Source organism: Streptomyces sp. NPDC001828, assembly GCF_042892175.1.
In the GTDB taxonomy this organism is placed as follows: Bacteria; Actinomycetota; Actinomycetes; order Streptomycetales; family Streptomycetaceae; genus Streptomyces.
In genome coordinates, this window is the sequence record NZ_JBIATV010000001.1 from 994,652 (window position 1) to 1,008,274 (window position 13,623).

A 13,623-nucleotide genomic window follows, 5' to 3' on the forward strand; every position below is an offset into this window, starting at 1 on the left:
GACACGGATAGGGTGCCTCCGCTTCACCGGGAGGCACCGTCAACGGGCCCTTGTCGCCCGTTCCCTCACGCGCGCTCGCGCAGGTACGCCTCCAACTCGGCGGCCCCGGACAGCATCGCTCGCCCGCGACCGGAGAGGCGGCCGTGCCACTCGCGCAGGGTGGCCGCAAGCGGCTCCAGCCCGCCGGCCTCCCGCACCTGGGTGATCAGCGGCGCGATCTGCTCCAACAGGTAACCACCGCGCCGGAGTTGATGGACCAGGCGGACGTCCCGCACGGCGGCCTCGTCGTATACGCGGTACCCGGTCGAGGGCTCGCGGTGCGGACGCACGAGCCCGGCGCGCTCCCACTTGCGCAGTGTGGCGGGCCGGATCCCGAGCGTCTCGGCCAGCGGCCCGATGAACGTGTCCCCGGGGCCGGATCCGGCGGCGGGCCCGGGCGCCGGGGCCGGCTCGGCCACCGCCGTGCGCTCAAGCCCGCGCAGGGCGTGCTCCACCGCCTGGAGGGTCCGCCGGTCGTCGAGGAGCCGGCCATGGCTCTGGTCGATGAGCCGGAACGCCTCCTCCGGCGCTCCCTCGTTGACCGCGCGCATGATCGACGCCGCCGTCCGGTGGCCGTGGCCCGGCACCAGGGCGAGGAACGCGCGCAGGGCCCGCGCGTGCAGCGGCGTATAGGTGCGGTAGCCGTTCGGGCCGCGCGAGGACGCCGGAAGGATCCCGGCCTCCTCGTAGTTCCTGACCGCCTGGGTGGAAAGACCGTGCCCGCGCGCCAGATCGACCGGCCGGAGCCGTGACCTGCTTTGAAGGTTATGCCCCATGGCCCTGCCCATATCGCGTGAAAGTCTCAACCGAGGGTTCAAAGATACCGTTGAAGCCATGGCAACCGACATCAAGGACTGTGTCCACGCCGTCGAAGCCGCGGCCGTCATGAACCTGCTCCCGGCCCGGCCCCGGCTGCTCGCCCTGGGCGAGCCCACCCACGGCGAGGACACCCTGCTCGACCTCCGCAACGAACTCTTCCGCCGGCTCGTCGAGGAGGAGGGCTACCGGACCATCGCGATCGAGAGCGACTGCCTGATGTGTCTGGTCGTGGACGACTACGTCACCACGGGCGAAGGCACCCTCGACGACGTGATGGAGCGCGGGTTCAGCCACCCGGACATCGGGCTCGGCGCCTCCCCGGCCAACCGGGAGCTCGTGCGGTGGATGCGCGCCCACAACGAAGGCCGGCCCGCGTCCGAACGGCTCCGCTTCGCCGGGTTCGACGGCCCGCTGGAGATGGCGGCCGCCGCCTGCCCCCGAGGAGTCCTCACCGCGCTCCACGGCTATCTGTCCACCCACCTGGGCACGGATCCGCTTCCCTGCACCCAGCAGACACTCGACGACCTGCTCGGCGACGACGACCGGTGGACCAACCCCGCCGCGATGTTCGACCCGGCTCGATCCATCGGACGGTCCGCCGAGGCCAGAGAGCTGCGGCTGCTCGCGGACGACCTCGCGGCGCTGCTCGATTCCCACACACCGCATCTGACGACCGCGACGTCGTCGGACGGCCTGGACCGGGGGCGCCTGTACGCGCGCACCGCCACGGGCCTGCTCCGCTACCACTTCTGGATGGCCGACCCCTCGCCGAACCGCATGACGTGGCTGGTGAGCCTGCGGGACCGGATGATGGCCGACAACCTGCTCGCCCTCGCCGAACGAGGCCCGACGCTGGTCCACGCCCACAACGGCCATCTCCAGCGGAACCGGAGCACGATGTGGATGAGCGGCCTGCCGGTGGAGTGGTGGAGCGCCGGCGCGCTGGTCAGCGCGCGCCTGGGGAAGGAGTACGCCTTCCTGGCCACGGCCCTGGGCACCCTGCGTCACCACGGCGTGGACGCGCCGCCGGCGGACACGGTGGAAGGCCTCCTGTACGCGTTCCCCGGGGAGCGGCACCTCGTCGACGCACCCCGCCTGGCCACCGCCTTCGCAGACGCGGCCCCGGTCACACGGGTCTCCCCGTATTACGGCTATGCCTCCCTGGACCCGGCACACCTGGCCGCGAGCGACGGAGTCGTCTTCGTCAAGGATGTCCCGCAGGTTCACCGCTGACCCGGCCTGGGCGCGGGTGCGGCCGCGACGAGGCACGAGTCCTCCTTCGGACCGGGGCATTCGTTCCGAGGCTCGACTGTTCGCCCTGGTCAGCGGGTCTCGTTGGACCTTCTGCCGAGCGAGTCCGGGGCTCGTGGTCGGGAAAGCGCATTGAGCGCAGGGGTGCTGAGGGGTTGGATTGCGGGGCCTGAGCGGAGATGCCTTTCTCCGCCGTGTCGAAGGGGGCGGACGTGCTCAAGGGTTGCGTGCCCTGGCCCGAGGGATTCGTCGACCGCTACTGGGCGGCAGGGCACTGGCGCGGCAACACGCTGGACAATCTGCTGCGCGACTGGGCCCTTGAGTACGGGCCGCGGACCGCTCTCGTGCACGGCGACACCCGTCTCACCTACGCGAACCTGAACCGGCGCGTGGACCGCATGTCCGCCGCGTTCCGGCAGCGGGGCCTGCGGCCCGGGCAGCGGGTGGTCGTCCAGCTGCCCAACGTGCCGGAGTTCGTCATTACCGTGTTCGCGCTGATGCGCGCCGGAGTGGTCCCCGTGTTCTGCCCGCTCTCCTACGGCGTGCCCGAGGTGCCGCACGTCGTCCGGGTGACCCAGGCGGTCGGTTACGTCGGCCCCGCGGCACACCAGGGCTTCGACCACACCGCGATGGCCGCCGACATCGCGTCCCAATGGCCCTTCCTGCGCAGGGTGTTCACTTACGAGGAACCCGGCACCTCGTCTCCGTACGGCGGTCTCACGACCGACCCGTCCGGCTGCCAGTACTCACCGCTCGGCGCCCTCGACTCCCCGCCGGGCCCAGCGCTCGTACTGAGCGCCGACGAGGTGGCGTTCTTCGCGCTGTCCGGGGGCGGCGGCGAGATGCCGCGGCTCGTGCCCCGTACCCACAACGACTACGCCTACCAAGCGCGGGCCGCAGCCGAGTTGGTGGCCCTCACCGACCACGACGTGTACCTCGCCGCACTGCCCGTCGAGTCCGACTTCGCCTTCGGCAGCCCGGGCATCGTCGGCACCCTCTCCGTCGGCGGCACCGTGGTGCTGGTCGACGGCGTCGACGACGCCGATACGGGCGAGCACCTCGATGGCCTCGCGAACCGGGAACCCGCCGCATGGCTCTCGGCCGTCGAGCGGGAGCGGGTCACCGTCACCTCGCTCCCGCCCGAGTCTCTGCGCGACGTTCTCGAACTCGCCACCACCCAGGCCGACTTGAGCGCGCTGCGCCTCGTGCAGATCTGCGGCGAGGCCCTGCCCCGGGAGACCGCCGAACGGCTGGGCGCCGAGTTGGGCTGTGTCCTGCAGCCGGTCTTCGGGCTGCCCGAGGGGCTGCTCGTCCTCACCCGGCCCGACGATCCGGACGAGACGGTCCTCACCACCCACGGCCGCCCGCTCTCGCCCGACGACGAGATCCGCATCGTCGGCACCGACGGCAAGGACGTGCCCGACGGCGAGCCCGGTGAACTCCTCGCACGCGGGCCCTGCACGGTGCGCGGCCACTACCGCGCGCCCGACCGGAACGCCCGCGCCTTCACCCCCGACGGCTACTTCCGCAGCGGCGTCCTCGCCCGGCGTACGCCGGACGGCAATGTGGTGCTGACCGGCCACCGGGTCGCCCGTCTGGATCCGTAGGGAATACCGACCGTGTTTGCGAAGCGGGATTTCGGTTACCCGACGTAGTGATAGGCCGTCAGTACCCGACGGAAGGCAAGGACATGATTCTCGTTACGGTGCTCATCCTCGTCGCGGTTCTCGCACCCCTCGCGGTGCTCGCCCTCGCCCCCAAGGCGCCCGCGCGCCGCAACCCCTCTCCCCGTGGCCGCTTCGCCCGCAGGCGTCTGCCCGCCGTTCCGCGCCAGTACGGCAGTCACCGTCACGCCGGCTAGTGCGGTGACCGGGCAGGCCGACGGGATTCCTCCGGGGAGCGGTGATGTGCCGGAGAAGGGCCGGTTGGTGGCCGGATCGTGTGGTCTCGGATACTCACTCCCGGCATGAGCTGATAGCTTCCGCGAGTTGATCTTGCTGGCCGCCGGGAGTGGCGGCCGGGTACCCGCGAACAAGGAATCCGAATTGGCTCGCCATCCGCGAAAGCGATCGTCCGCTTTCGTCCTCCGCACCGCTGTCCCGGCCCTGGTGGCCGTCCTGCTGCCCGTGGCCCCCGCATCGGCGGATACGGGGGCCACCACGGCGACCCCGCACCTGGACGCCATCGAGCAGACGCTCCGTCAAGTGTCCCCGGGCCTCGAAGGGCGCGTCTGGGAGCGCACCGAGGGCAACACCCTCGACGCCTCGGCGGCCGGTGGGGGCGACTGGCTGCTGCAGACGCCGGGCTGCTGGGGTGACGCGAGCTGCGCCGACCGGCCCGGAACCCGACGGCTCCTCGCCAAGATGACGGAGAACATCGCGCGGGCGACCGGAACCGTCGACATATCCACCCTGGCCCCGTTTCCCAACGGTGCGTTCCAGGACGCCGTGGTGAGCGGGCTCAAGGCCTCCGTCGCGTCCGGCCACCGGCTCAAGGTGCGCATCCTCGTGGGCGCCGCACCGATCTATCACCTCAACGTCGTGCCGTCGAAGTACCGCGACGAACTCGTCGACAGGCTCGGCAAGGACGCCGCCGGCGTCACCCTCAACGTCGCCTCGATGACGACGTCAAAGACCGCCTTCTCCTGGAACCACTCCAAGCTGCTCGTGGTCGACGGCACCTCCGTGATCACCGGCGGCATCAACGACTGGAAGGACGACTACCTCGACACCGCCCACCCGGTCAACGACGTGGACCTGGCCCTGACCGGTCCGGCCGCCGCCTCGGCGGGCAAGTACCTGAACGAGCTGTGGTCCTGGACCTGCCAGAACAAGAGCAACATCGCCAGCGTGTGGTTCGCGTCCTCCAACGGGGCCGGCTGCATGCCGACCCTGGCACCGGTCGCCTCCGCCGGGGCTCCCCGGGGCGGCGTGCCGGTGATCGCCGTCGGAGGGCTCGGCGTCGGCATCCAGCGCGACGATCCGACCTCGCGGTTCCGGCCCACACTGCCCACCGCGCCGGACACGAAGTGCGTCGTCGGCCTGCACGACAACACCAACGCCGATCGCGACTACGACACGGTGAACCCGGAGGAGAGTGCCCTGCGAGCCCTCATCTCCAGCGCCGGCCGGCACATCGAGATCTCCCAGCAGGACCTCAACGCGACCTGCCCGCCGCTGCCGAGGTACGACATCCGCGTGTACGACGCCCTCGCCGCCAAGATGGCCGCCGGGGTCAAGGTCCGCATCGTCGTGAGCGACCCCGCCAACCGCGGCGCCGTCGGCAGCGGCGGTTACTCGCAGATCAAGTCGCTCGCCGAGATCAGCGACACCCTCCGCGACCGGCTCGCCCTGCGCACCGGCGACCGGGCGTCGGCACGCACCGCGATGTGCTCGAACCTCCAGCTGGCGACGTCGCGCAGCTCGACGAGCCCGAAGTGGGCGGACGGCCACCCCTACGCGCAGCACCACAAGCTGATCTCCGTGGACGGCTCGGCGTTCTACATCGGGTCGAAGAACCTCTACCCCGCCTGGCTCCAGGACTTCGGGTACGTGGTGGAGAGCCCCGCGGCCGCGCAGCAGCTCGACGCTCAACTCCTCGCCCCGCAATGGCAGTTCTCCCGGGACGCCGCGACCGTCGACTACGAGCGCGGAATCTGCCAGGGCTGACCCGTCAGGCAACGCGGGCGCCCAGGGCGAGCAGGACCTCGCGGTGGATGTCGAGGGCAGCCGTCGACCTGTTGAGGGTGATGTAGTGCAACCCGGGCGCCCCCTCGGCCAGGAGCCGCCCCGCCATGGCGGTGGCGTGCTCGACGCCGATGGCGTACGCCTCGTCGGGCCGGTCCCGGGCCGCTTCCAGGCGGTGTGCCAGATCCTCGGGGAAGGCCGCCCCGGACAGTCGCGCGAAGCGGCGGATCTGGCGCACATCGGTGGCGGGCATGATCTCCGGGATGATCGGCACGGCGCAGCCGGCGGCCGTCACCCGGTCCCGCAGCCGCAGGTAGTCGTCGACGTGGAAGAACATCTGCGTGATGGCGTAGTCCGCGCCCGCCCGGCACTTCGCGACGAAGTGCCGGATGTCCTGTGCCCAGTCCGCCGAGCGCGGGTGCATCTCCGGGAAGGCGGCCACGCCAATGCTGAACTCGCCCAGGGAGCGGACCAGTTCGACCAGTTCGCAGGCGTGGGTGAAGCCGTCCGGATGCGGTACCCAGGGGCCGTTCGGGTCACCGGGAGGGTCGCCGCGCAGGACGAGTACGTCCCGGATCCCGGCGTCGGCGTACTGGCCGATGATGTGCCGCAGCTCGGCGACCGAGTGGCCGACGGCGGTCAGATGGGCGACCGGGCGAAGGGTCGTCTCCGCGGCGATCCGACGGGTGACGGCCACCGTACGGTCCCGAGAGGAGCCCCCGGCGCCATAGGTCACCGACACGAAATCGGGGGCGAGTGGCTCGATGCGCCGAATGGCCTGCCACAGCGTCTGCTCGCCCTGTGCGGTCTTGGGCGGGAAGAATTCGAACGAGAACGTCGGCTTCGAGGCGGCCCCCAACTCCCGCCGTACGAGGCCCGGTTGAGTGACGGGGTGCCAGGGTTGCGGCGCCGTCATGACACGCGGGCGAGCTGCGGTTCGAGAGCGCGGGCCGCTTCGTGGCCGTACGTCCCCTCGATGCGGGCGATCAGGTCGGACGAGTTGAGCTTGTACTCCTGGGTGCCGACCGACTCGAGGACCGTGGTGGCCAGGGCGCAGCCGAGCCGGGCGGCCTGCTCAGGAGGCCGGCCCCATGCCATGCCCGCCAGGAACCCGGAGCGGAATCCGTCGCCCGCCCCCGTGGGGTCGGCGATCTCGTCCGTCGGCACGGCCGGGATCCGCAGCGCGGCGGCACCCGCCCGGGTCAGCGACACACCGGCGTCGCCCAGGGTGGTCACCCAGGTGCCCACCCGGTCGAGCAGCTGTGGCTCGGTCCATCCGGTGCGTTCGAGCAGCAGGGCCGCCTCGTACTCGTTGGTGAACAACCACCGTGCCCGGTCCACAAGTTGGCGGGCCTGGTCGCGGTCGAGGCGGGCCAGCTGCTGGGAGGGGTCGGCCGCGACGGGTATGCCGAGACGGTGTGCGGTGTCGGTGTGTCGCAGCATGGCGGCGGGGTCGTCGGCGCCGACCAGGACGAGCCCGGGGGTGCCGGTGCGGGCGGTGACCGAGGCCAGGTCGATGCGGGAGGCCTCGGCCATGGCGCCGGCGTAGAAGGTGGCGATCTGGTTCTGGTCCTGGTCGGTTGTGCACACGAAGCGCGCCGTGTGCAGACGCTCGCTGACCCGGACTTCGGCGGTGTCGACGCCGTTGGCCCGCAGCCAGGCGCCGTATTCGGCGAAGTCCACGCCGGCCGCGCCCACCAGAACGGGACCGAGGCCCAGCAGACCGAGCCCGAAGGCGATGTTGGCGCCGACCCCGCCCCGGCGCACCTCCAGGCGGTCGGCGAGGAACGACAGCGAGACCCGTTCCAGCTGCTCCTTGAGTAGCTGCTCGGCGAAGCGTCCGGGGAACACCATCAGGTGGTCGGTCGCAATCGATCCGGTCACGACGGTACGCATGGACAGCACTCCTTGGATCTCGGTCCGGGGTGGCGGGGGAGCGGCCGCGGCCGAGGCCGCCGGGGCCGGGGGAGCGGTGTGCGGTCCGGGAGGCCGCACACCGCCGACGTGCGCGCCGGGGGATGCCCCGGCGCCGTACCGTCAGACCGTGGCCACGGCCTTGCGCAGGGCAGCGGCGCGATCGGTGCGCTCCCAGGTGAAGTCCGGCAGCTCGCGGCCGAAGTGCCCGTAGGCCGCGGTCTGGGCGTAGATCGGGCGCAGCAGGTCCAGGTCGCGGATGATGGCCGCCGGACGCAGGTCGAAGACCTCGGGGATGGCGGCCTCGATCTTCTCGACGGCGACGGTGTGGGTGCCGAAGGTCTCCACGAACAGGCCCACCGGTTCGGCCTTCCCGATGGCGTACGCCACCTGCACCTCGCAGCGCTCGGCCAGGCCGGCCGCGACGATGTTCTTGGCGACCCAGCGCATCGCGTACGCGGCCGAGCGGTCCACCTTGGAGGGGTCCTTGCCGGAGAACGCGCCCCCGCCGTGCCGCGCGTAGCCGCCGTACGTGTCGATGATGATCTTCCGGCCGGTGAGCCCGGCGTCGCCCATCGGGCCGCCGATCTCGAACCGTCCCGTGGGATTGACCAGCAGACGGTAGCCCTCGGTGTCCAACTTGATTCCGTCGTCGGAGAGTTGACCAAGGACGTGCTCGACGACGTGCACCCGGATGTCGGGCGTGAGCAGGCTGCCGAGGTCGATGTCGGCCGTGTGCTGCGAGGAGACGACGACGGTGTCGAGGCGGACCGGCTGACCGCCGAGGTACTCGATGGTGACCTGTGTCTTGCCGTCGGGCCGCAGATAGGGGACGGTGCCGTCCTTGCGGACGTCCGTCAGCCGTCGCGACAGACGGTGGGCCAGTTCGATGGGCAGCGGCATCAGGTTCGGCGTCTCGGTCGTCGCGTAGCCGAACATCAGCCCCTGGTCGCCCGCGCCCTGCCGGTCCAGGTCATCGGCTCCGCCCACCGCCGCGATGCCCTGGTGCCGTGTCTCGTACGCGGTGTCGACCCCCTGCGCGATGTCCGGGGACTGGGCGCCGATGGACACCGACACCCCGCAGGAGGCGCCGTCGAAGCCCTTGGCCGAGGAGTCGTAGCCGATGTCGAGGATCTTCTGACGCACGAGCGTGGCGATGTCGACGTAGGCCGAGGTCGTCACTTCACCGGCTATGTGCACCTGACCGGTGGTGATCAGGGTTTCGACCGCGACGCGCGAGGCCGGGTCGTGGCGCAGCAGTGCGTCGAGGACGGTGTCGCTGAGCTGGTCGGCGATCTTGTCGGGATGCCCCTCGGTCACGGACTCCGAGGTGAACAGGCTGCGGGACATGACACTCCAGGACAGTGGTGGATGGGCACGGGCAGCGGGCGGTGTCACCGCAGGACACCGCGGCCGCTTCGTCGTCGCCGGATCGGTGTTGCCGGGCCCCTGCTACGACCGCGTCCCGGCCTTGCGGAACACCCAGTAGTCGGCGCCCTCCTCCGCGATGTAGTTGGCGTCTTCCAGCTTGAACCGCAGGGCCGCGCGGCCGGCGACCTCGGGGGAGCGGGCGAACTCCTCGAAGCCCGTCTCGGTCGCGTAGCTGCCGCGCGTGGACACCAGGATCAGCCCGTTGGGCCGGGCGTATTCGATCAGCGTGAGCAGCGCCGTCGGCCGCACATGGCCGAGGGTGAACACCCCGCTGCTGACCACGATGTCGTACTGGTCGAGCCGCTCGTCCCGCGTCGGCGCCGAGAGGTCCACGCCGCCGTAGACCTTCCGGTACGCCTTGGTCCGCGCGGCCTCGGCGGCCATGTTCTCCGACAGGTCCACGCCGTCGATCACGTAGTCGCCCAGCTTGCTCAGGAAGGCGCCGACGAGGCCGGTTCCGCATCCGGCGTCGAATATGGTCGACTCCGGCGAGCCGTAGGCCGAGGCGAGCAGATGTACGAAGTTGGCCGCCACGCGCGGTGCCACCCACTTCTGGTCCGCCAGATCCACGTCGTACCGGGGCGCCCAGTCCTCGTAGTAGGTCTTGAGCCCGGGGGAGTCGTCGAAGAAGACGTGGGACTGCGCGATGTTGGTGAAGGACTTGCTCATGGAATTCCCTCTCTGTCGATGAATCGGTCTGTTGGCCGGCCGGCCTTCGAACCCGTCGGGTGCGGCGTCACATCACCACGGGCACGTCCGAAGCGTCCGTCTTCTCCGAACCGTCGGCCTCACCCGCCCTGGTTCGTGAATTCCTGACGTCGAACACCATGTAGACGCCGATTCCGGCGAGTACGAACAGGGCGCCGCCGACCTCGGTCCAGGTGGGCATGCGGTGCTCCACCGGCAGACTCAGAATCGCGCCGAAGATCGTCTCGGTGGCGAGCAGCGGCCCGACCAACGGCACGGGAATGCCCTGCGCCGCCTTCACCCAGATGTAGGTGCCCCACCAGGACGCGATGACGCCGAGGAACACGCACCACGCGATGATCTTGAAGAGCGGATAGGGGTCGAAGGTCTCCGGCGGTGTGGAGGCGATGGCGAAGGGCAGCAGCACCATCGAAGCGCCACCCGCGCCCATGGCCACCAGGGCCGCCCAGATCGTGGGGTCGGGCTTGCGCTCCCAGGTGCGCTGCGACTGGGCGTTGCGGACCACGAAGTAGGACCAGGTCAGCATCGCCCCGAGGGCGAGCAGTATCGCGAACAGCGAGTCGTGGTCGCCGCCCTTGCCCTTCCCCTGGACGAACTCCGTGACGCTCAGGAGGCTGAGGCCGGCGAGGATCAGGACGACCGGCCCGATGAGCTCGCGCCACGACATGCGCTTCTCCGCGAAGTTGCCGGCCACGGCGATGGTGATCGGCGAGGACCCCACGATGACCGCGGTGATGAATCCGCTGTCCATGGTCGCGGAGTAGGAGACGCAGATGTAGAAGACGAAATAGCCCACGAAGCCGATGTACAGGCCGAAGAGGACCCGCCGTATCGGCATGAGTCCCAGCTGCCGTCGGCCCCGGATCAGCACATAGAGACCGCAGAGGCCGAACAGGGAGTACCTGCCGGTGACCAGGAGCAGTTCGCTGGCCGGTTTGACGGCGGCGGGGGCGACGAAGGCGAAGGCCCACAGGAGAGCGGCCGTCAGCGCGGCGATCACATTGTTCCGGGTGCTTCCCATTAGACAGTCGGCTCCAGTGCGCGGATCTCTCCCGAATCGAAGCCGTTCTGCCGCAGCCAATCCGGGTTGTAGATCTTCGAGATGTACTTGTTCCCGCTGTCCGGCAGAACGGTGACCACCGTCGCCGGCCCCGTCAACGACCGGGCCACGCGGACCGCGCCCCACACGTTCGCGCCCGAGGTGCCGCCGCAGATGAGGCCCTCGCGCCGCGCCAGGTGCCGACAGGTGGCGAACGCGTCGGCGTCGGTGAACTGGATGACGTCGTCGACGACCGAGAAGTCCATGCACTTCGCCAGATGGTCCTCGCCGGCGCCTTCCACGAAGTACGGCGAGATCTGCGAGGGATCGACCACACCCTCGTGGAAGTAGCGGTGGTAGATCGAGCCGACCGGATCGAGCAGGACGGACCGCACGGACGGGTTCCGCTGCTTCAGGAAGCGAGCCGTCCCGGAGATCGTGCCTCCGGTGCTGCCCGACGCGACGAACGCCGTCAGCCGCGGCCCGAGGGCGTCCCAGATCTCGGGCCCGGTCGAGAGGAAGTGGGCCAGCGCGTTGAGGGGGTTGTCGTACTGGTCGAGCATGAACGAGCCCGGCGTCCCGGCGTGCAGCCGCCTGGCGCGCGTCACGTAGTGCTCGGCCGAACCCGGTGGGGCCGATGTGGGGCAGACGATCACCTCGGCCCCCATCGCGCGCAGGGCGTTCTGTTTCTCCTCGCTCACCTTGTCCGGCATCGTCAGGACCGCCCGGTAGCCGCGGGTCGCCGCGATCATCGCGATGGCCGCGCCCGTGTTTCCCGAGGTGTTCTCCACGATGGTCGCGCCCGGCGTGAGCAGACCGCGGCGCTCGGCATCGTCGATGATGTAACTGACGATGCGGTCCTTGACGCTGCCCCCCGGATTCATGAACTCGACCTTCGCGAATATCCGAACGTCGGCCGGAACATCAAAGGTCTTCAGTTCGACGAGGGGTGTCTTGCCGATGGTCGACTGGATATTCATCCTGACTCCTCTTGCGGTCCGTCGACGGCGTCGCGGGAGACCGGCGGGCACCGGGCGGCGTGTTGCGGGGGCGCCGCCCGGGAGCCTCGCCGTGCCTGTGCCGACGCGCCGGAAATGCGGTGAAGCAGGCTCAGAGAGCGGAGTCCGGAATCTTTACGGAGCTGAGAACCGCGACCGTGTGACCGACCTTCACGCCCCTCTCCACCAGGGCCAGGGCATCCACCGCGGAGATCTCGAACGGTGCCAGCTCCTGCTCCAGCCGCAGCGCCTGCGCACCCGCGGCGGCCGGGGAGACGCCCCGGAAGGCGTCCTCCAGAACCTTCACCGGGTAGAAGTGGAACGGCCCCAGGCCCTCGCGTTCCCACTGGGCGTAGCCGCCGACCACCTCGTGCGGCTCGGACTGCACCTTCCACGTATAGGTCAGGATGCTGCCGTTGTATCCGGCGGCCCCGGAGAGGGCCAGGATTTCGGAGAGCGGAACACGGGCGCCGATCGACGACAGCACGCGGCCGCCGACCCTCAGCAGGGGATGCGCCTGCTGCAGGGCCAGATAGTGCAGCGTGACCAGGTTCTTCTCGGCGAAGCCCGGAATCTCCTCGTCGCGTTCGGTAATGAAGGTCGAACTGGTCTGGCCCTGCGAGAGATCACCGCTCGCCGCCATCGGGATGTTGGGCAGGTTCTCGTAGACGACGTCGACCTGCGACACCTTGCCGACCAGGGGAGCGAGGAGGTCGCCGGCGCCCCCGATCAGCTGGACGTCCTGAGCCAGAAGGTTGTTCTGGATGTTTTCCCGTGCGTGGGCGAGAACATCTTCGTGAAGGTCGGTGAAGCCAACGGTCCCTGCTCGCAAGATCTCCACGGCGGCCAGCGCGTCCAGGCCCGCTCCCGTGCCGATCGTGCAGAACCGCGGCGCCAGGACGCCCATCCTGGCAAGGGTCTTGAACGCCGGCACGGCCACACTCGCGACCCAGTCGGCGCGTGGCTCGTTCGCCTTCGGCAGGTAGGAGCGGTCCGAGAGCTTCAGCCCTATGGACGACCTGATCCGATCCGTCTCCCCGATTTCAAAGAATGCGCCGGGGGACACCACCAGTTCCGCAGAGTCGATTTCCGTACCCATCTCGGCCTCCTTCGACGTGGCGACAGCGCTGCTTCAACGTGAGTGTCCGGAGCGCGCCCAGGGCCGGACGGAGATCCGACGGGCGAACGGAGTGGACTGCCTCGGAGGGGCGAGCAGCAGCTGGATTACTCCCGTTCACGAGGACGGCCATGAGGAACCGTGCCCCTCGGCATCCCTGCGGTGGAAGTGACTTCACTATCGTCCAGCTCTCGGAAAGCTGTACAGGGTTGCCCTGTTGTCTCTCGGGTGGCAACGGCAACAGTGCTGATGAGCCGTGCGTGCCCAACTCCCTTGGTGTGGCTGTCAGTCGATGGTGTGTCAGATCGAGTGGGTGTGCGCGGCGCTATACGGCCATCGCGGCGGGCCCTTCGCTCACCGCGGCGTCGCGGGCGAGGCCGGCGCCCGGGCGCCGGAGGCGCGCGACCTGCGGCTCCGGCGAGGCCTTCGAGTAGCAGGCGAGGTCGCCAAGTCGCAAGCGGAACAAGCATTTCGGCCAGCCGGGCAGCGCGCCGTTGACACCAAAATGATCAACTCCCTAGCATGTAGCTATACCGGTTGGTATACCTCGACGTCTCCGGCCGAAGGAGATCACGCGTGGCGCTCCCCGTGCCGGGCAAGGTGACCGCTGGGGCGTCAACT

13 protein-coding genes are annotated in these 13,623 nt (G+C 69.9%); 4 read left to right on the forward strand and 9 right to left on the reverse strand.

What is annotated here, in order from left to right:
• Positions 1-65: 65 nt before the first annotated feature.
• The gene (locus tag ACFYZA_RS04620) at positions 66-815 is read right to left on the reverse strand and encodes a TioE family transcriptional regulator (RefSeq protein ID WP_388487152.1); all 750 of its coding nucleotides are present in this window, start codon (positions 813-815) and stop codon (positions 66-68) included.
• A 58-nt stretch (positions 816-873) separates the two neighbouring features.
• On the opposite strand from ACFYZA_RS04620, the gene ACFYZA_RS04625 reads away from it, so the two are divergent.
• The 4 genes from ACFYZA_RS04625 (at position 874) to ACFYZA_RS04640 (ending at position 5,777) form a co-directional block, all read left to right on the forward strand.
• Positions 874-2,091: an erythromycin esterase family protein gene (locus ACFYZA_RS04625; RefSeq protein ID WP_388487153.1), complete on the forward strand. Its 1,218-nt coding sequence runs from the start codon at positions 874-876 to the stop codon at positions 2,089-2,091.
• 230 nt (positions 2,092-2,321) lie between these two features.
• Positions 2,322-3,716 carry an AMP-binding protein gene (locus ACFYZA_RS04630; RefSeq protein WP_388487155.1) on the forward strand — a complete coding sequence of 465 codons (1,395 nt, stop codon included), beginning with the start codon at positions 2,322-2,324 and terminating at the stop codon, positions 3,714-3,716.
• Positions 3,717-3,799: 83 nt separating this feature from the next.
• On the forward strand, positions 3,800-3,970 hold the full coding sequence (locus tag ACFYZA_RS04635) for a hypothetical protein (protein ID WP_382587981.1): 171 nt from the start codon (positions 3,800-3,802) through the stop codon (positions 3,968-3,970).
• Positions 3,971-4,154: 184 nt separating this feature from the next.
• On the forward strand, positions 4,155-5,777 hold the full coding sequence (locus ACFYZA_RS04640; protein ID WP_388487158.1) for a phospholipase D-like domain-containing protein: 1,623 nt from the start codon (positions 4,155-4,157) through the stop codon (positions 5,775-5,777).
• Positions 5,778-5,781: 4 nt separating this feature from the next.
• Here ACFYZA_RS04640 and metF read toward each other — a convergent pair whose 3' ends face one another.
• From metF to ACFYZA_RS04680, 8 genes are all read right to left on the reverse strand, one after another.
• Positions 5,782-6,711: a methylenetetrahydrofolate reductase [NAD(P)H] gene (metF, locus tag ACFYZA_RS04645; RefSeq protein ID WP_388487159.1), complete on the reverse strand. Its 930-nt coding sequence runs from the start codon at positions 6,709-6,711 to the stop codon at positions 5,782-5,784.
• The gene (locus tag ACFYZA_RS04650; protein WP_382587986.1) at positions 6,708-7,691 is read right to left on the reverse strand and encodes a carbohydrate kinase family protein; all 984 of its coding nucleotides are present in this window, start codon (positions 7,689-7,691) and stop codon (positions 6,708-6,710) included. The genes metF and ACFYZA_RS04650 overlap by 4 nt, the downstream gene beginning before the upstream one ends.
• Before the next feature lie 141 nt (positions 7,692-7,832).
• Positions 7,833-9,059 carry a methionine adenosyltransferase gene (metK, locus tag ACFYZA_RS04655; protein ID WP_388487160.1) on the reverse strand — a complete coding sequence of 409 codons (1,227 nt, stop codon included), beginning with the start codon at positions 9,057-9,059 and terminating at the stop codon, positions 7,833-7,835.
• 102 nt (positions 9,060-9,161) lie between these two features.
• Complete coding sequence (locus ACFYZA_RS04660; protein WP_388487161.1) at positions 9,162-9,809, reverse strand: class I SAM-dependent DNA methyltransferase; 648 nt, start codon at positions 9,807-9,809, stop codon at positions 9,162-9,164.
• 67 nt (positions 9,810-9,876) lie between these two features.
• Positions 9,877-10,869: a DMT family transporter gene (locus tag ACFYZA_RS04665; RefSeq protein ID WP_388487163.1), complete on the reverse strand. Its 993-nt coding sequence runs from the start codon at positions 10,867-10,869 to the stop codon at positions 9,877-9,879.
• On the reverse strand, positions 10,869-11,867 hold the full coding sequence (locus ACFYZA_RS04670) for a PLP-dependent cysteine synthase family protein (protein ID WP_382587994.1): 999 nt from the start codon (positions 11,865-11,867) through the stop codon (positions 10,869-10,871). The genes ACFYZA_RS04665 and ACFYZA_RS04670 overlap by 1 nt, the downstream gene beginning before the upstream one ends.
• Before the next feature lie 130 nt (positions 11,868-11,997).
• Positions 11,998-12,984: a class I SAM-dependent methyltransferase gene (locus ACFYZA_RS04675; RefSeq protein WP_382587996.1), complete on the reverse strand. Its 987-nt coding sequence runs from the start codon at positions 12,982-12,984 to the stop codon at positions 11,998-12,000.
• 343 nt (positions 12,985-13,327) lie between these two features.
• A complete protein-coding gene (locus ACFYZA_RS04680; RefSeq protein WP_382587998.1) occupies positions 13,328-13,459 on the reverse strand; it encodes a hypothetical protein in 132 nt (43 codons plus the stop codon).
• Positions 13,460-13,623: the final 164 nt, after the last annotated feature.

What these genes read in the sequence shown, in the direction of transcription:
- ACFYZA_RS04670 (WP_382587994.1), bottom strand. Translation starts at nt 11,867, where the DNA reads ATGAATATCCAGTCGACCATCGGCAAGACACCCCTCGTCGAACTGAAG.
- ACFYZA_RS04660 (WP_388487161.1), bottom strand. Translation starts at nt 9,809, where the DNA reads ATGAGCAAGTCCTTCACCAACATCGCGCAGTCCCACGTCTTCTTCGAC.
- metF (WP_388487159.1), bottom strand. Translation starts at nt 6,711, where the DNA reads ATGACGGCGCCGCAACCCTGGCACCCCGTCACTCAACCGGGCCTCGTA.
- metK (WP_388487160.1), bottom strand. Translation starts at nt 9,059, where the DNA reads ATGTCCCGCAGCCTGTTCACCTCGGAGTCCGTGACCGAGGGGCATCCC.
- ACFYZA_RS04635 (WP_382587981.1), top strand. Translation starts at nt 3,800, where the DNA reads ATGATTCTCGTTACGGTGCTCATCCTCGTCGCGGTTCTCGCACCCCTC.
- ACFYZA_RS04675 (WP_382587996.1), bottom strand. Translation starts at nt 12,984, where the DNA reads ATGGGTACGGAAATCGACTCTGCGGAACTGGTGGTGTCCCCCGGCGCA.
- ACFYZA_RS04625 (WP_388487153.1), top strand. Translation starts at nt 874, where the DNA reads ATGGCAACCGACATCAAGGACTGTGTCCACGCCGTCGAAGCCGCGGCC.
- ACFYZA_RS04665 (WP_388487163.1), bottom strand. Translation starts at nt 10,869, where the DNA reads ATGGGAAGCACCCGGAACAATGTGATCGCCGCGCTGACGGCCGCTCTC.
- ACFYZA_RS04620 (WP_388487152.1), bottom strand. Translation starts at nt 815, where the DNA reads ATGGGGCATAACCTTCAAAGCAGGTCACGGCTCCGGCCGGTCGATCTG.
- ACFYZA_RS04650 (WP_382587986.1), bottom strand. Translation starts at nt 7,691, where the DNA reads ATGCGTACCGTCGTGACCGGATCGATTGCGACCGACCACCTGATGGTG.